The organism is Qiania dongpingensis (genome assembly GCF_014337195.1).
Classification (GTDB): domain Bacteria; phylum Bacillota; class Clostridia; order Lachnospirales; family Lachnospiraceae; genus Lientehia; species Lientehia dongpingensis.
This window is the reverse complement of record NZ_CP060634.1, coordinates 2,260,695-2,279,672: the sequence shown is the minus strand read 5'-3', so window position 1 is coordinate 2,279,672 and position 18,978 is coordinate 2,260,695. Positions and strand designations below refer to the sequence as shown.

Annotated in this window: 33 protein-coding genes; 1 reads left to right on the top strand and 32 read right to left on the bottom strand. The window is 48.1% G+C overall.

What is annotated here, in order from left to right:
* Nucleotides 1–24 precede the first annotated feature (24 nt).
* Complete coding sequence (locus H9Q78_RS10630) at nt 25–1,452, bottom strand: L-fucose/L-arabinose isomerase family protein (RefSeq protein WP_249301642.1); 1,428 nt, start codon at nt 1,450–1,452, stop codon at nt 25–27.
* Between the two features lie 482 nt (nt 1,453–1,934).
* On the opposite strand from H9Q78_RS10630, the gene H9Q78_RS10625 reads away from it, so the two are divergent.
* Complete coding sequence (locus tag H9Q78_RS10625) at nt 1,935–3,008, top strand: GntR family transcriptional regulator (RefSeq protein WP_249301639.1); 1,074 nt, start codon at nt 1,935–1,937, stop codon at nt 3,006–3,008.
* 94 nt (nt 3,009–3,102) lie between these two features.
* On the opposite strand, the gene H9Q78_RS10620 is transcribed toward H9Q78_RS10625, so the two are convergent.
* The 31 genes from H9Q78_RS10620 to rplC all read right to left on the bottom strand — a co-directional run bounded on the left by H9Q78_RS10620 (nt 3,103) and on the right by rplC (nt 18,965).
* Nucleotides 3,103–3,639 (bottom strand): bL17 family ribosomal protein, encoded by a 537-nt coding sequence (locus H9Q78_RS10620; protein ID WP_147595147.1) that lies wholly within the window; start codon nt 3,637–3,639, stop codon nt 3,103–3,105.
* An 84-nt stretch (nt 3,640–3,723) separates the two neighbouring features.
* Nucleotides 3,724–4,683 (bottom strand): DNA-directed RNA polymerase subunit alpha, encoded by a 960-nt coding sequence (locus H9Q78_RS10615; RefSeq protein WP_147595148.1) that lies wholly within the window; start codon nt 4,681–4,683, stop codon nt 3,724–3,726.
* 69 nt (nt 4,684–4,752) lie between these two features.
* Entirely contained in the window at nt 4,753–5,346 is a 594-nt protein-coding gene (rpsD, locus tag H9Q78_RS10610; protein ID WP_147595149.1) for a 30S ribosomal protein S4, read from the bottom strand.
* A 17-nt stretch (nt 5,347–5,363) separates the two neighbouring features.
* The gene (gene rpsK / locus H9Q78_RS10605; protein WP_087221165.1) at nt 5,364–5,765 is read right to left on the bottom strand and encodes a 30S ribosomal protein S11; all 402 of its coding nucleotides are present in this window, start codon (nt 5,763–5,765) and stop codon (nt 5,364–5,366) included.
* 80 nt (nt 5,766–5,845) lie between these two features.
* On the bottom strand, nt 5,846–6,217 hold the full coding sequence (gene rpsM / locus H9Q78_RS10600) for a 30S ribosomal protein S13 (protein ID WP_147595150.1): 372 nt from the start codon (nt 6,215–6,217) through the stop codon (nt 5,846–5,848).
* A gap of 148 nt (nt 6,218–6,365) precedes the next feature.
* Nucleotides 6,366–6,479: a 50S ribosomal protein L36 gene (rpmJ, locus tag H9Q78_RS10595; protein WP_022088561.1), complete on the bottom strand. Its 114-nt coding sequence runs from the start codon at nt 6,477–6,479 to the stop codon at nt 6,366–6,368.
* A 91-nt stretch (nt 6,480–6,570) separates the two neighbouring features.
* The gene (gene infA / locus H9Q78_RS10590) at nt 6,571–6,789 is read right to left on the bottom strand and encodes a translation initiation factor IF-1 (protein ID WP_147595151.1); all 219 of its coding nucleotides are present in this window, start codon (nt 6,787–6,789) and stop codon (nt 6,571–6,573) included.
* Between the two features lie 11 nt (nt 6,790–6,800).
* Nucleotides 6,801–7,076 (bottom strand): KOW domain-containing RNA-binding protein, encoded by a 276-nt coding sequence (locus H9Q78_RS10585; RefSeq protein ID WP_249301636.1) that lies wholly within the window; start codon nt 7,074–7,076, stop codon nt 6,801–6,803.
* Between the two features lie 12 nt (nt 7,077–7,088).
* Nucleotides 7,089–7,838: a type I methionyl aminopeptidase gene (gene map, locus H9Q78_RS10580; RefSeq protein WP_147595153.1), complete on the bottom strand. Its 750-nt coding sequence runs from the start codon at nt 7,836–7,838 to the stop codon at nt 7,089–7,091.
* Between the two features lie 2 nt (nt 7,839–7,840).
* On the bottom strand, nt 7,841–8,485 hold the full coding sequence (locus tag H9Q78_RS10575; protein WP_249301633.1) for an adenylate kinase: 645 nt from the start codon (nt 8,483–8,485) through the stop codon (nt 7,841–7,843).
* Nucleotides 8,486–8,575: 90 nt separating this feature from the next.
* Complete coding sequence (gene secY, locus H9Q78_RS10570; RefSeq protein WP_249301630.1) at nt 8,576–9,892, bottom strand: preprotein translocase subunit SecY; 1,317 nt, start codon at nt 9,890–9,892, stop codon at nt 8,576–8,578.
* Nucleotide 9,893: 1 nt separating this feature from the next.
* A complete protein-coding gene (rplO, locus tag H9Q78_RS10565; protein ID WP_249301627.1) occupies nt 9,894–10,334 on the bottom strand; it encodes a 50S ribosomal protein L15 in 441 nt (146 codons plus the stop codon).
* A gap of 21 nt (nt 10,335–10,355) precedes the next feature.
* Nucleotides 10,356–10,538, bottom strand: coding sequence for a 50S ribosomal protein L30 (gene rpmD, locus H9Q78_RS10560; RefSeq protein WP_249301626.1), 183 nt, complete (start codon nt 10,536–10,538; stop codon nt 10,356–10,358).
* A 15-nt stretch (nt 10,539–10,553) separates the two neighbouring features.
* On the bottom strand, nt 10,554–11,063 hold the full coding sequence (rpsE, locus tag H9Q78_RS10555) for a 30S ribosomal protein S5 (RefSeq protein ID WP_147595158.1): 510 nt from the start codon (nt 11,061–11,063) through the stop codon (nt 10,554–10,556).
* A 16-nt stretch (nt 11,064–11,079) separates the two neighbouring features.
* Entirely contained in the window at nt 11,080–11,448 is a 369-nt protein-coding gene (gene rplR, locus H9Q78_RS10550) for a 50S ribosomal protein L18 (RefSeq protein ID WP_147595159.1), read from the bottom strand.
* 21 nt (nt 11,449–11,469) lie between these two features.
* On the bottom strand, nt 11,470–12,012 hold the full coding sequence (gene rplF, locus H9Q78_RS10545) for a 50S ribosomal protein L6 (RefSeq protein ID WP_249301623.1): 543 nt from the start codon (nt 12,010–12,012) through the stop codon (nt 11,470–11,472).
* Between the two features lie 123 nt (nt 12,013–12,135).
* Nucleotides 12,136–12,537, bottom strand: coding sequence for a 30S ribosomal protein S8 (gene rpsH / locus H9Q78_RS10540; RefSeq protein WP_147595161.1), 402 nt, complete (start codon nt 12,535–12,537; stop codon nt 12,136–12,138).
* A 71-nt stretch (nt 12,538–12,608) separates the two neighbouring features.
* Nucleotides 12,609–12,794, bottom strand: coding sequence for a type Z 30S ribosomal protein S14 (locus H9Q78_RS10535; protein WP_147595162.1), 186 nt, complete (start codon nt 12,792–12,794; stop codon nt 12,609–12,611).
* 16 nt (nt 12,795–12,810) lie between these two features.
* Nucleotides 12,811–13,350 carry a 50S ribosomal protein L5 gene (rplE, locus tag H9Q78_RS10530; protein ID WP_249301620.1) on the bottom strand — a complete coding sequence of 180 codons (540 nt, stop codon included), beginning with the start codon at nt 13,348–13,350 and terminating at the stop codon, nt 12,811–12,813.
* A gap of 20 nt (nt 13,351–13,370) precedes the next feature.
* Nucleotides 13,371–13,682: a 50S ribosomal protein L24 gene (gene rplX / locus H9Q78_RS10525; RefSeq protein ID WP_249301618.1), complete on the bottom strand. Its 312-nt coding sequence runs from the start codon at nt 13,680–13,682 to the stop codon at nt 13,371–13,373.
* 14 nt (nt 13,683–13,696) lie between these two features.
* Nucleotides 13,697–14,065, bottom strand: coding sequence for a 50S ribosomal protein L14 (rplN, locus tag H9Q78_RS10520; RefSeq protein ID WP_147595165.1), 369 nt, complete (start codon nt 14,063–14,065; stop codon nt 13,697–13,699).
* A 30-nt stretch (nt 14,066–14,095) separates the two neighbouring features.
* Nucleotides 14,096–14,350 (bottom strand): 30S ribosomal protein S17, encoded by a 255-nt coding sequence (rpsQ, locus tag H9Q78_RS10515; RefSeq protein ID WP_408611436.1) that lies wholly within the window; start codon nt 14,348–14,350, stop codon nt 14,096–14,098.
* 29 nt (nt 14,351–14,379) lie between these two features.
* Nucleotides 14,380–14,583 (bottom strand): 50S ribosomal protein L29, encoded by a 204-nt coding sequence (gene rpmC / locus H9Q78_RS10510; protein WP_147595167.1) that lies wholly within the window; start codon nt 14,581–14,583, stop codon nt 14,380–14,382.
* The gene (rplP, locus tag H9Q78_RS10505) at nt 14,573–15,010 is read right to left on the bottom strand and encodes a 50S ribosomal protein L16 (protein WP_147595168.1); all 438 of its coding nucleotides are present in this window, start codon (nt 15,008–15,010) and stop codon (nt 14,573–14,575) included. The genes rpmC and rplP overlap by 11 nt, the downstream gene beginning before the upstream one ends.
* Complete coding sequence (rpsC, locus tag H9Q78_RS10500; protein ID WP_147595169.1) at nt 15,010–15,660, bottom strand: 30S ribosomal protein S3; 651 nt, start codon at nt 15,658–15,660, stop codon at nt 15,010–15,012. Before rpsC ends, rplP begins: the two co-directional genes overlap by 1 nt.
* A 9-nt stretch (nt 15,661–15,669) precedes the next feature.
* Nucleotides 15,670–16,056: a 50S ribosomal protein L22 gene (rplV, locus tag H9Q78_RS10495; protein ID WP_147595170.1), complete on the bottom strand. Its 387-nt coding sequence runs from the start codon at nt 16,054–16,056 to the stop codon at nt 15,670–15,672.
* Between the two features lie 28 nt (nt 16,057–16,084).
* The gene (gene rpsS / locus H9Q78_RS10490) at nt 16,085–16,366 is read right to left on the bottom strand and encodes a 30S ribosomal protein S19 (RefSeq protein WP_147595171.1); all 282 of its coding nucleotides are present in this window, start codon (nt 16,364–16,366) and stop codon (nt 16,085–16,087) included.
* A gap of 22 nt (nt 16,367–16,388) precedes the next feature.
* Nucleotides 16,389–17,231 (bottom strand): 50S ribosomal protein L2, encoded by an 843-nt coding sequence (gene rplB, locus H9Q78_RS10485; RefSeq protein WP_249301612.1) that lies wholly within the window; start codon nt 17,229–17,231, stop codon nt 16,389–16,391.
* A 151-nt stretch (nt 17,232–17,382) separates the two neighbouring features.
* Nucleotides 17,383–17,682, bottom strand: a complete 300-nt coding sequence (gene rplW / locus H9Q78_RS10480) for a 50S ribosomal protein L23 (RefSeq protein ID WP_249301610.1) — start codon at nt 17,680–17,682, stop codon at nt 17,383–17,385.
* Entirely contained in the window at nt 17,682–18,302 is a 621-nt protein-coding gene (gene rplD / locus H9Q78_RS10475) for a 50S ribosomal protein L4 (RefSeq protein ID WP_249301608.1), read from the bottom strand. Before rplD ends, rplW begins: the two co-directional genes overlap by 1 nt.
* Nucleotides 18,303–18,332: 30 nt before the next feature.
* The gene (gene rplC / locus H9Q78_RS10470) at nt 18,333–18,965 is read right to left on the bottom strand and encodes a 50S ribosomal protein L3 (protein WP_147595175.1); all 633 of its coding nucleotides are present in this window, start codon (nt 18,963–18,965) and stop codon (nt 18,333–18,335) included.
* Between the last annotated feature and the right edge of the window lie 13 nt (nt 18,966–18,978).

The following is an 18,978-nucleotide window of genomic DNA, read 5'->3' as shown; positions in this document are numbered from 1 at the left end:
TTGACCCTTTTTATCAAAATACCTCTATGACCTGAGCCGTCTCTCCAGTTCTATGTCAGACGGATACGCCGGATCCGCCCGAAGCCCCGGAATATACCGGCAGGCCTCATACAGGACATCGGCGACCCTTCCATAAGTACCAGCCACATGATGAATATAAGGACCTTTGACCAGCTTGTGTTCCCAGGCCGGCCAGTCATTCACCTCAAACCACACATATGTCCCCCGGCAGTATGGGCCGTCGATCCCTTTCCCTTCCCCCAGGAACAGCGAATACTCCCCATGGTCCCCGTCGAAGCGGCATACGGTGATATCTCCGTTCTGAAGCTCCCAGGCACAATTTCCGCACTGAGGATTTCCGTCCCACGCCTCTGTGATCCGGCAGTTCTTCTTATCCTTTGCAAAAGCGGACGGAAATGCTCCGCAGTGCCACAGGAGTTCTACATTTTCCTTTTCCGGGTGCCTCACGGTCAGATCCGCCAGAAAATGCGGAATGCGGTTTCCGGCGGCCGCCTGAATCAGCATTGCTGAAACAGCTCCATTTATATCCGTCTCACAGGCCACGGGGAACCCCTCGTCGGCCAGCATGGAATTCACCGCGCAGGGATAAATATCCAGCTTTTCCTGCATGGCGGCCCAGCATTGAATACACGCGCAGTTACACAGATATCTGTCTGCAAAGCTCTGAACGGCCAGCTTCATCGCCGCTAAGGTCTCTCTCGGTCCGGTCCTTTCGGCCCCTGGTCCGGTATAGGCCCTGCTTATAAAGCAGGAGACTTCCTCCAGTTTGTCTTTCTCTTCCCTCCGTATCCGCTCCATCTCCAATTCCAGCTCCATGAGAGATATCGGAAAGACCTCGATCCCGAATTTTTCCATCAGCTCACTTTCGTTTGCCATCACGCTCAGGAAATCACAGGGTCTTGGCCCAATCTGGAGCACACGGATATGCTTCATGGTCTTCACCACCTCCGCTGCCCGGATGAAACGCTCAAATCCGCGAAGGAACACATCATCTGTGGGAGATACGTTCGTTATGTAAGAAAAAGTCACATTATGTCTTCTCATCACTTTCCCCGATGCGAAAAGTCCGCACTGCGAATCCCTGGTCCTCATCCCCGTCTCGTCGGGAGCGTCATCCTGCGGTCCATACAAAAGCACCGGTACCCGGAGCGCGGCGGCTACCTGTCCGATCGCGCCCTCGCACCCAAAATTGCAGTGCGGGAAAAACAGTGCGTCCACATCCTGCTCTTTCATCTTTTTAATGACTTTCGGAACATCCGACTGGCAAAGCAGCAGTCCTTCCTCATTGATGTCCTCAATGTCGACCAGGCGGATTGGAAATTTTTTTATCTGGTCCGCAATCTCCTCCTTATAGTGCAGTGCCGCCTCAACGCTGAAATTACTTCTTCGCGTAGGCACATATCCAACGGTGACTGGCTCCATAACTGTCATATGTTCCCCTCCCGTCATTTAGACTTGTATTTTCATCGTCCAAAACATGTATTTATTTTTTTAATATTATAGTACACATTCTCATTTTCTGTCCTTGTTTTGTATTTACAACAATAGCATATATGCGCACATTTGTAAATACCTTTTTGTGAGTTTTATACCCATTATTTTAAGTTCATGTATTTATTTTAAAGAACTCAACAGCATTATGTATTCTTTTCGCAAATAATCTCTGACCATTTTGGTAATTTTTCATCATATTCCCCATTTCAGCGGCATCAAAAAGCGGACAATATCTGTCTTTTATTCTTCAACCATAAATATATACATTAATGATATATTTTATGAATAATACCAATTAAATATTAATTTTAAATACATCTTTCTGAGCTCTTGCATTTTTAATGGCTTTCCTGTATGCTTAACATATGCGAAAAATTCACCGCTCTTGAATAAATACGGTGTTGAATGGAGAAATTTTTATGTCAGACTATGTATTGAATACAAGCAATATAAAATACAAGGCCCTCTATACCTGGCTAATTGGCAAGATCAACGACGGTTCCTTTGGCTATAAAGAAAAGCTGCCGTCAGAGGCCTCTCTCTGTGAACAATTCCAGATCAGCCGCCAGACAGTACGGAACGCCATGGATCGGCTGTGCCGGGAAGGCTACGTGGAACGGGTCAAGGGGAGCGGCAGCTTTGTAAAAAAGCCGGTGCGGCAGCGTGAAAAGACGATCGGGGTCATTTTTCTCACCATTTCCGGTTACATTAACGCCAACGTACTCAACGGGATAGAAAACGTCCTCTCTTCCAAGGGATACAGCATCCTGCTGGAGCTCAGTCACAACCGCGTGGGCAATGAGGCCCGCTTTCTTCAGAAAATGCTGGCAAGCAATGTCTCCGGCCTGATCATAGAGGGAACCAAAAGCAGCTTCCCCACTCCAAATGACGCTCTGTTCCGGCAGCTGGCCGAACAGAAAATCCCGTATGTTTTCGTTCACAATGGCTACACCAACGTACCTGCTCCTGCCATCGTCTGGGATGACCGCAGGGTATCTTATGAGCTCACACAGCGTCTGATCAATGCCGGGCATAAAAATATCGCCGGACTTTTTAAGTTCGACGAAATGCAGGGTGTCAATCGATATCTTGGCTATATCGACGCTCTTATGGATAATCAGATGGAGATTCAGGAGGACTATATCGGATGGTACAGTGATTCCAACCAGCCGGAAGAGAGGCGGCGGAAAACAAATTACGCCGACGCCTTTGCCATGGATATTCTGGGCCATTGCAGCGCTCTTATCTGCTACAACGACTTGATCGCCTGCCATATCATACGCCACTATATCGCCAGAGGCATATCCATACCGGATCAAGTCTCTGTGGCCAGCTTCGACAATTCCGACGTCACAAAGCTATACAACCTGCAGAGGATTCCCAGCGTCACCCATCCAAAGGAGGAAATGGGCAGACAGGCCGCTTCTCTCCTGATGGAGTATATCGAAAATCCGTCGCTTAACGCCGCAGAGAGGAAGATCATCACACTGTAACAACACCAGAAAAGTGTGTCTTATAAAATAAAAAAGGCTGTCATACCGTTCATACGGCAGACAGCCTTTAAATACTCATAATAAAATCAATTCATTATACCAGCTCGATCAGCACTTCCATTGCTGCGTCGCCTTTTCTCTGACCGATCTTCACGATTCTGGTATAACCGCCTTTGCGGTCAACATATTTCGGAGCGATCTCGTCAAAAAGCTTTGCGGGCATATCAACGGATTTCGTGTTTTTCTTGCGGCCGGCGACTTCCTTCGGAACCTCGGTCACAGGATACAGCACTTCCAGCATCTTACGGCGCGCGTGCAGCCTGCTGGGCTTATCTTTTTTGATGGTCTTCTGGATCTCGTCATAAACGGTAACTTTCTTTCCGTCTACCACTTCTTTTACCCTCTTGCCATCTTTATCTTTTCTTGCCACCTTCGCAGTAACAGTAACCTCTTCAAAGTTGTCTTTTTCCTTTACTGCCATAGCGATCAGGCCTTCAGCAATCTTGCGGATTTCCTTCGCCTTTGCTTCCGTAGTCACGATCTTGCCATGGTATAAAAGATTTGTCACCTGATTGCGTAACAATGCTTTTCTCTGGCTTGAAGTTCTTCCAAGTTTTCTATAACCTGCCATGATTTCTTTCCTCCATTTGTGGAACAGGCGGCCATGCATCTTCGGGCTTACTGACCGTCTGCTTTGTATCCATAATGTTTCCTATTATTCGTCGCTGGGATTGAGCTCGAGTCCAAGCTCTTTCAGCTTGCCGAGAACTTCCTCCAGAGACTTGCGGCCCAGGTTCCTGACCTTCATCATATCTTCTGAAGTGCGGTTCGTCAGCTCCTCTACGGTATTGATGCCCGCGCGCTTCAGACAGTTGTAGGAACGGACAGAGAGCTCAAGCTCATCAATGTTCATTTCCAAAACTTTCTCTTTTTCATTGTCTTCCTTCTCTACCATGACTTCCGCAGTCTTGGCATTTTCAGAAAGGTCAATGAACAGATTCAGATGTTCACTCAGTACTTTAGCCGCGAGGCTTACCGCTTCGTCGGGAGCCAGAGTGCCGTTGGTATATACGTCCAGAGTCAGCTTATCGAAATCGGTAATCTGACCTACACGAGTGTTCTCAACCGAGAGATTCACACGCTCAATGGGAGTGTAAATGGAATCGATCGCGATCACGCCAATGGGCAGATCCTCACTCTTGTTCTTATCCGCGCTCACATAGCCCCGGCCCTTGGTGATGGTCAGTTCCATGTACAGCTTGCAGTCGCTGCCGCCGCTGAGGGTGGCAATCACCTGCTCCGGATTGATCACTTCAATATCCTGGTCAACCTGGATATCGGCGCCTGTTACAACGCCTTCCCCCTCGAATTCCACATAAGCCACTTTCGGCTCATTGGTCTCGCTGGTGTTCCGGATCGCCAGGTTCTTCAGGTTCATAATGATCTCAGTCACATCTTCTTTAACACCCGGGATGGAACTGAATTCATGGAGGACACCGTCGATCTTTACCTGGCTGACCGCCGCTCCCGGCAGAGAAGACAGCATGATCCTTCTCAGGGAGTTGCCCAGAGTAGTGCCATATCCCCTCTCCAGAGGCTCGACAACGAATCTTCCATACTTCTTATCTTCTGAAATCTCAACAATTTCAATATTGGGTTTTTCAAAATCGAACACTATTAAGCCCTCCTTATGGGTATAAAGTTGAGGGCCGAAAAATTTCGGACACTCCTAATGTCTTTCGGATTATTTGGAGTACAGCTCGACGATAAGCATTTCGTTAACCGGTACATCGATCATCTCTCTTGTGGGGAGCTGTTTGATCGTAACAGAGAGGTTCTCAGCATCCACATCGAGCCACTCCGGCACCAGCCTTCCGGCTGTCACATCCAGAACATCCTTGTATCTCTGGGAATCTTTTGCTTTTTCTTTAATAGTGATGACATCGCCTGCTTTTACCAGGAAAGACGGAATGTTCACACATCTGCCGTTTACCAGGACATGCTTGTGATCCACAATCTGTCTCGTTTCTTTTCTCGTTCTGCCGAGGCCGGCTCTGAACAGTACGTTGTCCAGTCTGGACTCCAGCATGATAAGAAGATTTTCACCAACCATGCCGCTCATTCTCTCAGCTTTTGCATAGTAATTTCTAAAAGGCTTCTCTAACACACCATAAATGAATTTGGCTTTCTGCTTTTCGCGCAGCTGAAGGCCGTATTCGCTCATCTTCCTATTGGATCTCTTTAATTCTCTCGTTGATTTCTTATCTATTCCTAAATAAACCGGGTCAAGTCCAAGGGACCTGCATCTTTTAAGAACAGGAACTCTATCTACTGCCACTTTTCAGCACCTCCTAATTAAACTCTTCTACGTTTGGGTGGACGGCATCCATTATGGGGAACCGGGGTTACGTCTTTGATACTGGTTACTTCCAGACCGCATGCCTGCAGTGCACGGATAGCAGCCTCACGACCTGATCCGGGGCCCTTTACCATTACGTCAACGGACTTCAATCCATGTACAAGTGCTGCCTTCGTAGCAGTTTCTGCAGCCATCTGCGCTGCATATGGAGTAGATTTCCTTGAACCTCTAAATCCCAGACCGCCTGCACTAGCCCATGACAGAGCATTGCCCTGTGTATCTGTTAACGTTACGATGGTATTGTTAAAAGATGACTGGATGTGCGCTTGTCCGCGTTCAACGTTTTTCTTAACACGCTTTTTTGTCACTTTCTTTGCAGTGGACACTTTTTTAGCCATTTTAAACTAACCTACTTTCTTTTACTTGTTTACCTGTTACTTAATCAATGCAGTATAAATACGCATTGTCAGCAGCCTGCTTATTTCTTCTTGTTCGCTACTGTCTTCCTGGGACCTTTTCTGGTCCTGGCGTTTGTCTTGGTCTTCTGACCGCGAACGGGCAGACCTCTCCTATGACGGATGCCTCTGTAACAGCCAATCTCCTGTAATCTCTTGATATTCATCGCCACTTCACGGCGGAGATCACCTTCAACCAGCTGGTGATCTGCCTCGATGGCGGATGAGATCCTCTTGACTTCTTCATCAGTCAGGTCTCTCACACGAGTATCAGGGTTTACATTGGCTTCCTTTAAGAGGCGGCTGGCACTAGTCCTACCGATCCCATAGATATAAGTCAATCCGATTTCAACGCGCTTTTCTCTTGGTAAATCGACACCTGAAATACGAGCCATGTGTGTATTACACCTCCATTGTTATTCTCATTACTGTTTCCATTTTTATTTAATCATCATGAACAACCCTCCCGGGTGTGTTCACAATGCAGCCGCACGATTTTAGTGGGTATACCGACACCGCAAATTAAAAACCTGCGCTCCCGTGTCAGCCCTGACGCTGTTTATGCTTCGGATTCTCACAAATAACCCTGACGCTGCCTTTTCTTTTAATAACCTTGCATTTCTCACAAATCGGTTTAACAGATGATCTTACTTTCACAGGTTTACTCTCCTTTCACAAAAAAGTCCGCATATCATTATAACACCTACCCCTATTAAAAGCAAGCGCAAATATGGGATTTTTTCCAATGTTACTTATCTCTCCAGATGATCCTTCCCTTGGACAGGTCATAAGGAGACAGTTCCAAAGTAACTTTATCACCCGGCAAGATCCTGATGTAGTTCATACGAAGCTTGCCGCTGATATGTGCCAGTACCTGATGTCCGTTTTCCAGTTCAACCTGAAACATGGCATTGGGCAGTTTTTCCACTACGGTTCCTTCAATTTCAATAACGTCACTCTTTGACATCCCGTTACCTCCTACTTGGTGGGGACCTTGGCCTGATACAGCTTTATGGCCCGCTTCACGTCTTCATTCCTGACCGGCTTTCCGCCCCTCATAAGTTCTGCCAGCCGCTCATCCTGTGCATGGATGAACTGCAGATGCTTTTCCTTCTTCGGTTTGGCTTTTTCCAAAGTTCTTATCCTCCCATCGGCCAGCAGGTATTTTCCCTCCCGGTATCCGATGACGGCATACAGCTTTCCTTTGTCATGACCGGCTTTTGAAATGGCGAATCCGCCTGTTTCCTTCCTCATGTCCGGCACCGCCTACAGGGAAAGGATTTCCGGCTCCCCTTCGGTGATGAGAATCGTATTCTCATAATGAGCCGACAGAGAACCGTCTTCCGTGACCACGGTCCAGTCATCATCCGTCCAGGCCACATCGAAACGGCCGATATTGACCATCGGTTCAATGGCCAGCGTCATACCGGGCCTGAGTCTTATGCCCCTTCTGCCCGTATCGAAATTGGGGATTTCCGGCGCTTCGTGCATTTCGGTTCCGATGCCGTGTCCTACCAAGTCGCGGACAACGCCAAAGCCGAACTGTTCACAATACTTCTGCACCGCAGTCCCGATATCATTGATGTGATATCCGGGTCTGGCATATTTGATTCCTTCAAAGAAGCTCTGCTTCGTCACCTCGATGAGCTTTGCCGCTTCTTCACTGATCTCTCCTACGCCGTAGGTCCTGGCTGCATCTGACTGATAGCCCTTGTATATCAGTCCCGTGTCGAGACTGACAATATCGCCTTCGTGAATCACCCTGCTTCTGGTCGGGATCCCATGAACGACTTCGTCGTTGACGGATACGCATACGGATGCGGGAAAACCGTTGTAATTCAGGAAAGACGGGATGCATCCGTAGCTTCTGATGATCTCCTCACAGATGCGGTCAACTTCCTTCGTTGTCATTCCCGCGTGGAGCGCTTTTTCAAGTTCTACATGGGTTTTGGCAAGGAGCCGCCCGGCTTCCCTCATCAGTTCGATCTCTCTTTCTGATTTGATGGTAACTGCCATTGCTATTCTCCTAATATTCTGCAGATATCCGCGAAGACATCTTCCATGTCCTCAGTGCCGTCCACTTCCGCCAGACAGCCCTTCCGGCTGTAATACTCCATAAGGGGCTGGGTCTGTTCATGGTACACGGCAAGACGTTTTGACACGGTCTCCGGCTTGTCGTCATCTCTTAAGATGAGCGCCTCTCCGCATCTGTCGCAGATTCCCTCCTTTGCGGCGGGAGCATGAACGATGTGATACGTCGCCCCGCAGCCTACGCAGGCCCGTCTTCCGGACATCCGGCGGACAATATGGTCATCCGGCACCTCTACATTGATGGCATAGTCAATCCTCTGCCCCATGGAAGTGAGCACCGCATCCAAGTTTTCCGCCTGGGGAATGGTCCTCGGGAATCCATCCAATACATAGCCGTTTTCACAATCCGGCTGTTTTACTCTGTCAGCGACCAGGTCGACCACCAGTTCATCCGGAACAAGCGCGCCCTGATCCATATAAGCTTTCGCCTTTTTTCCAAGCTCCGTGCCATTCTTAATGTTGGCCCGGAAGATATCACCCGTGGATATATGCGGAATCTGGTACCGGTCGGCAATCTTCTTCGCCTGTGTCCCTTTTCCTGCCCCAGGTGCTCCTAACATAATAAGTCTCATATCATTTCCCTCCGACAACTGGGCTCCGGCGCCTTTGCAGTCTGCCGGAAGCTATACTGCAGCGGGAACATTCCCGCTGCGGCATACAGATTAGTCGCTCAGGAAGCCCTTGTAGTATCTCACTAGCATCAGGGATTCCACCTGCTTCAGTGTTTCAAGGATGACACCCACGATAATGATGATGGATGTGCCTCCGAAGGACAGCTGGCCGATGTTGAAAAGGCCGGAGAACAGAATCGGGATGATGGCCACGACCGTAAGGCCGACCGCGCCAATGAATACGATATAGTTAAGAATCCTGTTCAGATAGTCCGACGTGGGGCGTCCCGGGCGGATGCCTGGAACAAAACCACCCTGCTTCTTCATGTTATCCGCGATCTCAATCGGATTGAAGGTGATTGAGGTATAAAAATATGCAAAAGCAACGATCAATAGAATATAAACAATCATGCCGATGCTTAAAATCGGGTCAGAGGGCCTGCACCAGTTGGAGGAGCTGAGTCCCAAAAGGATCCTGCCGCCAAAGGTGGAGTAGTCCACTGTGAAAAACTGTGCGATGACCACCGGGAAAGACATGAGGGAAGAAGCGAAGATCACCGGTATCACGCCGGCCGTATTCACTTTCATCGGAATGTTGCTGGACTGTCCGCCCACAAACTTCCGCCCCTGCATCTTCTTGGCATACTGCACGGGAATTCTTCTTTCCCCGCCCTGGAGCATGACGACGAAGGCCACCATGGCCAGAATGACGACCAGGATGATGACTGCGGAAAGCGCCGCTTTCGCCACAGATGTTCCTGACATGAACCGCTCATAAAGCGCGGCAAAGTCATCCGGCAGCCCGGACAGGATATTGATCAGGAGGATAATGGAAATGCCGTTCCCAATCCCCCTTTCTGTAATTCTTTCACCCAGCCACATGAGCATCGCACTGCCGGCTGTCATGGTCACGATGACGACAATGACATTGTACCAGGTATAGTCGAGGATCAGGCCGGAGCGTCCAAATCCGATCGCCATGGCGGTGGACTCGATAAGCGCGAGACCAACCGTCACGTACCTCGTGATCTTGGCTATGAACTTTCTTCCTTCTTCGCCTTCCTTCTGCATCTCTTCCAGCTTCGGAATTGCAATGGTAAGGAGCTGGATGATGATGGAGGATGTGATATAAGGAGTAATGCTCAGTGCAAATACAGAGAGTTTCGTAAATGAGCCGCCGGTCATGGCGTCAAAAAAGTTGAATGCCGTGCCGGACTGGCTTGCAAACCAATCGGCAAAGTATGCCGTGTTAACACCCGGAACTGGCAGATGAGCGCCAATTCTCACTACAATTAAAATGAAGAATGTGTAAAGGATCCTCTTTCTGACTTCTTTTATTTTAAATGCATTCTGGAGTGTCTTCCACATATCAGATCACCTCTGCATTTCCACCAGCAGCTTCAATTTTTGCTTTTGCACCTTCACTAAATGCGTTCACCTTAACCGTAAGCTTTTTGGTTAACTCGCCGTTACCGAGAATCTTAACGCCGTCTCTGGGGTTCTTCACAATGCCGCTCTCCATTAAGGTCTCAACCGTAACGACCGCATCGTTGTCGAATCTCTCAAGGGCTTCTACGTTAATGCCCACGATCACTTTTGTATTCCTGTTTGTGAAGCCTCTCTTAGGAAGTCTTCTATATAAAGGCATCTGACCGCCTTCAAAACCAGGCCTGGGAGCTCCGGAACGTGCCTTCTGGCCTTTGTGTCCCTTACCTGCTGTCTTGCCGTTGCCTGAACCGTGTCCACGGCCTCTTCTGAAAGCGTCGCTGTGCTTGGAGCCTTCAGCGGGTCTTAAATTTGATAATTCCATCTTGCGCACCTCCTCCTGGAACTAGATTTCTTCTACTTTCACCAAGTGCCTCACATGCCAGATCATGCCTCTGACAGCGTCATTATCCGGAAGCTCGACCGTCTTATTCAGCTTTCTTAAGCCAAGAGCTTCAACAGTCTTTTTATGCTTCGGAACAGCACCAATGGTAGATTTCACCAGTGTAACTTTCAATTTCTCCGCCATTTTAAGTTTCCTCCTTTAGCCAATTAACTCTTCAACAGATTTGCCGCGGTTCTTGGCAACCTCTTCCGGAGTCTTTAAGCTCTTCAGGCCGGCCAGTGTAGCGAGAACGACGTTCTGCTTGTTGTTGGACCCAAGAGATTTTGTTCTGATATTCTTGATTCCTGCCATCTCCAGCACGTTACGCGCAGGACCGCCTGCGATAACGCCGGTACCTTCAGGAGCTCTCTTCAGCAGTACGGATGCACTGCCGAATTTACCGATGAAATCATGAGGGATGCTCTTGTTCTCGTCTACGGGAACCTCGATCATGTTCTTAACTGCATCTTCCTTGCCTTTACGGATAGCTTCCGGGATCTCCGTAGCTTTTCCCATGCCTGCACCCACATGACCATTGCCGTCTCCGACAACGACCAAAGCGGTAAAACGCATGTTACGTCCACCTTTAACGGTTTTGGACACACGTTTGATCGCAACTACTTTATCTGACAGCTCTAACTGACTGGCGTCAATAATTGTACGTTTCATGTGTTCTCCTCCTCGATTAGAATTCCAGACCAGCTTCGCGAGCTGCATCTGCCAACGCCTGAACTTTGCCCTGATAGATGAATCCTCCTCTGTCGAATACGACAGTGGTGATACCCTTTTCCAGCGCTTTCTTTGCGATAACGGTTCCCAGGTGAGCGGCAGCTTCCACATTATTCGTCTTGGTGAGCTCAGCCTTTACATCCTTCTGCAAAGTAGATGCTGATACTAAAGTATTACCGACCGTATCATCGATAATCTGAGCGTACATATGATTATTGCTTCTAAACACAGCCAGACGCGGTCTCTCAGCGGTTCCACTGAAACGATTGCGGATTTTTCTATGTTTATTACGACGGACTTCCGTTCTTGATTCCTTGCTAATCATTTTTGTCACTCCTCCTATTTATTATTTTTTACCGGTCTTGCCAACTTTACGTCTGATCACTTCGTCAGCATACTTGATACCCTTGCCCTTATAAGGTTCAGGACGTCTCTTATCTCTGATCTCAGCAGCGTATTGGCCAACTTTTTCTTTATCGATACCCTTTACGATGATTTTGTTCTGGCCGTCTACCGCAGACTCCAGACCTTCGGGATCTTCCATTTCAACCGGATGGGAGTAGCCCAGTGACAAAACAAGCTTCTTGCCCTGCTTCTGCGCCTTGTAACCAACGCCGTTTACTTCAAGGACTTTTTCATATCCTTCGGTAACACCGTGCACCATGTTGGCGAGCAGGCTTCTGGTCAAACCATGTAAAGATTTCATTTTCTTCAGATCATTCGGTCTTGATACAATGATATTGCTGTCTTCCAGCTTAATTTCCATTTCTGCGGGAAGGACTCTCTCCAGAGTTCCTTTCGGTCCCTTTACTACTACTTTATTATTTTCTGCAATATCGACTGTTACTCCAGCCGGTACCGCGATTGGCATTCTTCCTATACGTGACATGCCCGTACCTCCTTTATTATGGTTAATAGTTTCCGTTAATCGCGCGAGCAGACAGCCTGGATAAACTGTTCACTCTTCACTATTAACTTAACTTCGGCTTATATTCGCCAGGTGTCCGCATCCTTACCAGATAAACGCTAACACTTCGCCGCCGACATTCATCTCTCTCGCTTCTTTATCTGTCAGAACACCTTTATTGGTGGAGATGATCGCGATTCCGAGTCCGCCAAGTACCTTGGGAAGCTCTTCTCTTCCTGCATAAACACGCAGCCCGGGCTTGGAGATTCTCTTCAGGCCGGTAATGATTTTTTCGTTCTTATCCTTGCCATATTTAAGCGTAGCACGGATGGTCTTGAAAGCGCCGTCCTCTACGAGGTCATACTTTGCAAGGTATCCTTCCTTCACCAAAATATCGGCAATCGCCACTTTCATTTTTGATGCAGGGATATCTACTGTATCGTGCTTTGCAGTATTTGCATTACGGATTCTAGTAAGCATATCTGCAATGGGATCGCTCATAGTCATTTTAATTTGCCTCCTTATTTAAATTTGCATCACTTGTATCTGGAGCATAAGCCTCGCCAAGTGTGGGATATTTACCAGCTTGCTTTTTTTACTCCGGGAATCTGTCCTTTATATGCTAATTCACGGAAACAAATTCTGCAAATTCCGTATTTTCTCAGATATGCATGCGGACGGCCGCAGATTCTGCAGCGGCTGTACTCTCTCGAGGAGAACTTTGCCGGTCTCTGCTGTTTGATCTTCATTGAAGTTTTTGCCATTGGATCTTCCTCCTACTTATTTAGAAAACGGCATATTGAATAATGTCAAAAGTTCACGAGCTTCCTCATCTGTTTTTGCCGTTGTGACAAAAATGATATCCATACCTCTTACTTTATCGACCTTATCATATTCAATCTCAGGGAAAATCAGCTGCTCTTTAATGCCAAGCGCGAAGTTTCCCCTGCCGTCAAACGCGTTGGGGTTCACACCGCGGAAGTCACGTACACGGGGCAGTGCCAGATTCACAAGGCGGTCAACGAATTCATACATCCTCTCGCCTCTCAAGGTCACCTTGCAGCCGATGGGCATGCCTTCTCTGATCTTGAAGTTTGCTATGGATTTCTTTGCCTTTGTCAATACTGCTTTCTGGCCTGCGATCGTTTCCATATCTTTAATGGCTGAATCAAGGATCTTGGCATTTTCCTTTGCCTCGCCAATTCCCATGTTGATCACGACTTTTTCAAGCTTCGGGATTTCCATGACGTTTTTATAGCCGAACTTCTTCATCATAGCGTCCTTGATCTCACCTGTGTATAATTCTTTTAATCTACTCAATTTTCTGACCTCCTTTCTGATTAGTCTATCACTTCACCGGTTGACTTCGCAACGCGGACCTTTTTGCCGTCTTTTACGTCAAAACCGACTCTGGTTGCTTTGCCGTTGTGAAGGTACATAACGTTGGAAGCATCGATCGATCCTTCCATGTTGACGATCCCGCCCTGCTGATTCTGCGCGCTGGGCTTGGTGTGCTTTGTGAGCATGTTCACACCTTCCACAACCACACGGCTGTTTTTTCTGTCAACGCGGATGACCTTGCCTTCTTTGTCTTTATCTTTACCGGCGATAACTTTAACCATATCGCCTTTCTTAATTTTCATGGTCGCCATTCCCCTGCACCTCCTTATAATACTTCGGGAGCCAGGGAGACAATCTTCATGAACTGTTTCTCTCTGAGCTCTCTTGCAACAGGTCCAAAGATACGGGTACCTCTGGGGGTCTTGTCATCTCTGATGATGACGGCAGCATTTTCATCGAATCTGATATAAGAACCGTCTTTACGGCGGGTGCTGTTCACGGTACGTACCACCACAGCCTTGACTACGTCACCCTTCTTTACAACACCGCCAGGCGTTGCATCTTTAACCGTAGCAACGATAACATCGCCAATACTTGCATATCTTCTGGTGGAACCGCCCATTACACGGATGCAGAGGAGTTCTTTAGCACCAGTGTTGTCAGCCACCTTCAGTCTGGTTTCTTGCTGAATCATGATAACTCTCCTTTCAGTCGGATCAAAAGCTTATTTTGCTTTATTGATAATCTCGACAAGTCTCCATCTCTTATCCTTGGATAAAGGTCTCGTTTCCATAACCTTTACTGTATCGCCGACCGTGCACTCATTCTTTTCGTCATGTGCTTTCAGCTTATAAGTTCTTTTCACGATTTTGCCGTATAAAGGATGTTTTACATGGTCCTCGATCGCAACAACAACTGTCTTGTCCATTTTGTCGCTGACAACCTTGCCGGTACGGGTCTTTCTTAAATTTCTTTCCACGGATGTTTCTCCTTTCATAGCGCTTATGACTATTCAGCAGCCTTCGCGGTAATCACGGTCTGAATCCTGGCGATGTTCTTGCGAACCTCTTTGATTCTGCTTGTGTTATCCAGCTGGTTGGTTGCATTCTGAAATCTCAGGTTAAAAAGTTCCTTCTTAGCAGCTACTAATTCTTCGTTTAATTCTGCAGCTGATTTTGTCCTCAAATCTTCTACATACTTATTAATTTTCACTGTTATCACCGCCTTCTAAGTCTGCGCGAGAAACAACTTTACATTTTACTGGCAGCTTATGCATAGCAAGACGTAATGCTTCTCTGGCTGTTTCCTCTGGTATGCCTGCGATCTCGAACATCACGCGGCCGGGCTTGACAACTGCCACCCAGTATTCCAGCGAGCCTTTACCAGAACCCATACGGGTCTCAGCCGGTTTCGTAGTTACGGGCTTATCGGGGAAGATTTTAATCCAAACTTGACCGCCACGCTTGATATATCTGGTCATGGCCACACGGGCAGCCTCGATCTGATTGGACTTGATCCAAGCGGGCTCCATAGCTACAAGGCCATATTCACCATTGCTGATCTTATTTCCTCTCATGGCTTTTCCGGCCATGCTTCCGCGGAATTGTTTACGACGTTTAACTCTTTTAGGCATTAACATTATTTAGCTCCCCCTTCCTTTTTAGCTGGAAGAACCTCACCTTTGTAGATCCATACCTTTACGCCAACCTTGCCGTAGGTAGTATTTGCTTCGGCGAAACCGTAATCAATGTCGGCTCTCAGGGTCTGCAGCGGAATCGTACCGTCGCTGTAGAACTCTGTACGCGCCATATCTGCGCCGCCCACACGTCCGGACACGGAGGTCTTGATGCCGAGAGCTCCTCCCTTCATGGTCCTGCCCATGGTGGACTTCATGGCACGTCTGAAGGAAATACGGTTCTCGAGCTGAAGAGCAATACTCTCAGCTACCAGCTGCGCATCTTTGTCAGGTCTTTTTACTTCTTTGATATCGATGAAAAGCTTCTTGGAGGTCATTTTCTGAACCTGAGCTTTCAGCTTCTCGATCTCAGATCCGCCCTTACCGATCACGATACCGGGCTTTGCTGTATAAATAATCACTTTTAAGCGGTCGGACGCTCTCTCGATCTCGATCCTGGAAACGCCCGCGCTGTATAATCTCTTTTTCAGGTAAGTCCTGATCTTGTGGTCTTCTACCAGATTGTCGGCAAAATCAGCTTCCGCATACCATTTGGAGTCCCAATCCTTGATAATTCCGACTCTCAAGCCATGAGGATTCACTTTCTGTCCCATAATGCCCTCCTATCTTTCATTCAGCACAACAGTAATATGGCTCATTCTCTTCTCGATCCTGTAAGCCCTTCCCTGTGCTCTCGGTTTGATTCTCTTCATTGTCGGCCCCTTGTTCGCGTAGCATTCCTCCACGTAAAGCTTTTCGGGGTTCATGCCATTGTTGTTCTCAGCATTCGCGATTGCCGATTTCAGTAATTTCTCTATTAAAGTAGAAGCATATCTGGGATTGTAGGTAACAATACCGAGTGCGGTCTGCACATCCTTGCCTCTGATGGCGTCTAATACAAAGCATGCTTTCTGAACAGATACTCTAGCATAGGATAACTTTGCTGAAGGTCTGGTATCTTTGTTCTCATTTCTCTGTCTTTTAATTTGACTTCTGTGTCCCTTAGCCATGGATAAAACCTCCTTTCTCTATTCCCGATTAACGCTTGCCGGTCTTCTTCTCGTCCTTACCGTGGCCTCTGTAGGTTCTGGTAGCAACGAATTCGCCAAGCTTATGGCCTACCATATCCTCGGTAACGTATACCGGAACATGTTTTCTGCCGTCGTGAACTGCAATTGTATGTCCAACCATCTGCGGAAAGATAGTGGAACGGCGGGACCAGGTCTTGATAACCTGCTTCTGTCCTGCGGCGTTCATCGCATCTACCTTCTTTAATAAATGGTCATCTGCAAATGGTCCTTTTTTCAGTGAGCGAGCCATTGGTTTACCTCCTTCTTATCGATTACTTAATGGTCTTGCCATCGCGTCTTCTTACGATTAACTTATTGGATTTCTTATTCTTCTTCCTGGTCTTCAGACCCAGAGCAGGCTTGCCCCAAGGAGTGCTGGGACCGGGACGCCCGATACCTGCTTTTCCTTCGCCACCGCCGTGGGGATGGTCGTTGGGGTTCATGACAGAACCGCGGACGGTAGGACGGATGCCCATGTTGCGCTTACGTCCAGCTTTACCAATGTTAATCAGGGAATGGTCGCCGTTTCCTACAACGCCGATCGTTGCCCGGCAGATGATGGGCACCATTCTCATTTCGCCTGAAGGAAGTCTTAAGGTGGCATATTTGCCTTCCTTAGCCATCAGCTGTGCGCTGACACCAGCCGAACGGACCATCTGTCCGCCTGCACCGGGGTACAGCTCAATGTTGTGCACCTGAGTACCGATCGGGATGTCTTTCAGTTCAAGGCAGTTGCCGACTTTTGCTTCAGCCGCCTCGCCGCTCATGACCTTCATGCCGTCCTTCAGCCCTTCGGGTGCCAGGATATATGCTTTCTCGCCGTCTGCGTAGCAGATGAGGGCGATGTTTGCGCTTCTGTTGGGATCATATTCAATACCGATTACAGTTGCGGGAATACCATCTTTTTTCCTCTTGAAATCGATGATCCTGTATTTCCTTCTGGAACCGCCTCCGCGGTGTCTCACTGTGATCTTGCCCTGGTTGTTCCGGCCGGAATTCTTATTCAGAGAAACTACTAAGGCTTTCTCCGGTGTGCTCTTTGTGATTTCCGAGAAATCAGAGCCGGTCATATTTCGTCTGGAAGGTGTATAGGGATTGTATGTCTTAATTCCCATTTCCTTACTCCTTTCTACTGTACAACTCTGTCGAGTGTGTTTTGTTATCACGGCATAATATCCGCCGTATAGTTTAATGGCCAAGTCCCAACGGGTAAGCTCGGCAATCGCCAAGTCCCAACGGGTAGAAATGTCTGGCAATCGCCAAGTCTTATAGGCCCTCGAAGATCTCGATGTCTGCGCTGTCTTCTGTCAGCTTCACGATCGCCTTCTTGGTAGCGGCGGTCTTGCCTACATCTTTGCCTCTCCTACGCTCTTTGCCGGCGCAGTTCATGGTATTCACAGAAGCCACTTTAACGCCTGCGAACATTTTCTGAACCGCTTCTTTGATCATGCACTTGTTGGCATCTACATGCACCAGGAACGTGTACTTCTTTTCAGACATCTGGTTCATGGTCTTTTCTGTGACTACCGGTTTCAGGATTACGTCATAGTACTTAATATCAGCCATTATGCGTACACCTCCTCAATCGCAGCAACAGCAGCCTTTGTGGTGATGACTGTGTTGTATTTCAGAATATCGTATACATTGATGGTGGATGTGAGGGCTGTCTTCACGCCTTCGATGTTCCTCGCGGACATCATGACGTTCTCATCCTTCTGATCCATGACCACCAGTGCCTTATTTACCTTCAGGCTGTCAAGAACGTTCTTCATTGCCTTCGTCTTGATCGCTTCAAACTTAAGTTCATCCAATACGATAAATTTGTTCTCGGCAACTCTGGAAGTAAGAGCGGACTTCAGTGCAAGCCTTCTCTCCTTCTTGTTCAGTTTGATCGTATAATCCCTGGGCTTCACGGCAAATACTACTCCGCCGCCGGTCCACTGGGGCGCTCTCGTTGAACCCTGTCTTGCGTGACCGGTACCCTTCTGTCTCCAGGGCTTCCTTCCGCCGCCGCTCACTTCGGAACGTGTTTTGGCGCTCTGTGTTCCCTGACGCTTATTTGCAAGCTGGCTGACCACGGCCATGTGTACCAGGTGCTCATTCACATTTACACCGAACACGGCATCGCTGAGTTCCAAGGTGCCAACTTCTTTGCCTTCCATATTGTAAACAGATACGTTTGCCATCTGTGTGTTCCTCCTTTCCGTGTAAAAACATTAAACTGCTTTTACAGTTTCCTTAATCGTTACCAGGCACTTCCTGGGTCCAGGCACCGCGCCCTTTACCAGCAGAATATTATTTTCCGCATCAACTCTGACCACTTCCAGATTCTGGATGGTGATTCTCTTGTTGCCCATCTGGCCGGGCATCTTCTTGCCCTTGAATACCTTGCTGGGATCTGATGCCGATCCGTTGGAGCCGGCATGGCGGTGGAATTTGGAACCGTGGGCCATAGGTCCTCTGTGCTGGCCGTGACGCTTGATCGCGCCCTGGAAACCTTTCCCTTTGGAAACCGCAGTAGCGTCAATCTTATCTCCAGCCGCAAAAATGTCTGCCTTGATCTCGTCCGCCACTTTATAGTCTGCCGCGTTCTCAAATTTGAACTCTCTTACATATCTCTTATAGGACACGCCCGCTTTGTCAAACTGTCCCTTCAGGGGCTTGCTCACAAGCTTCTCTCTCTTGTCGCCGAATCCTACCTGAACGGCCGCGTAGCCGTCGTTTTCAACTGTCTTCACCTGTGTGACCACGCAGGGTCCAGCCTGAAGCACGGTTACCGGAATGAGTGCGCCGTCTTCTGTGAAGATCTGGGTCATCCCGACTTTTGTCGCTAAAATCGCTTTCTTCATTCTTTTACCTCCT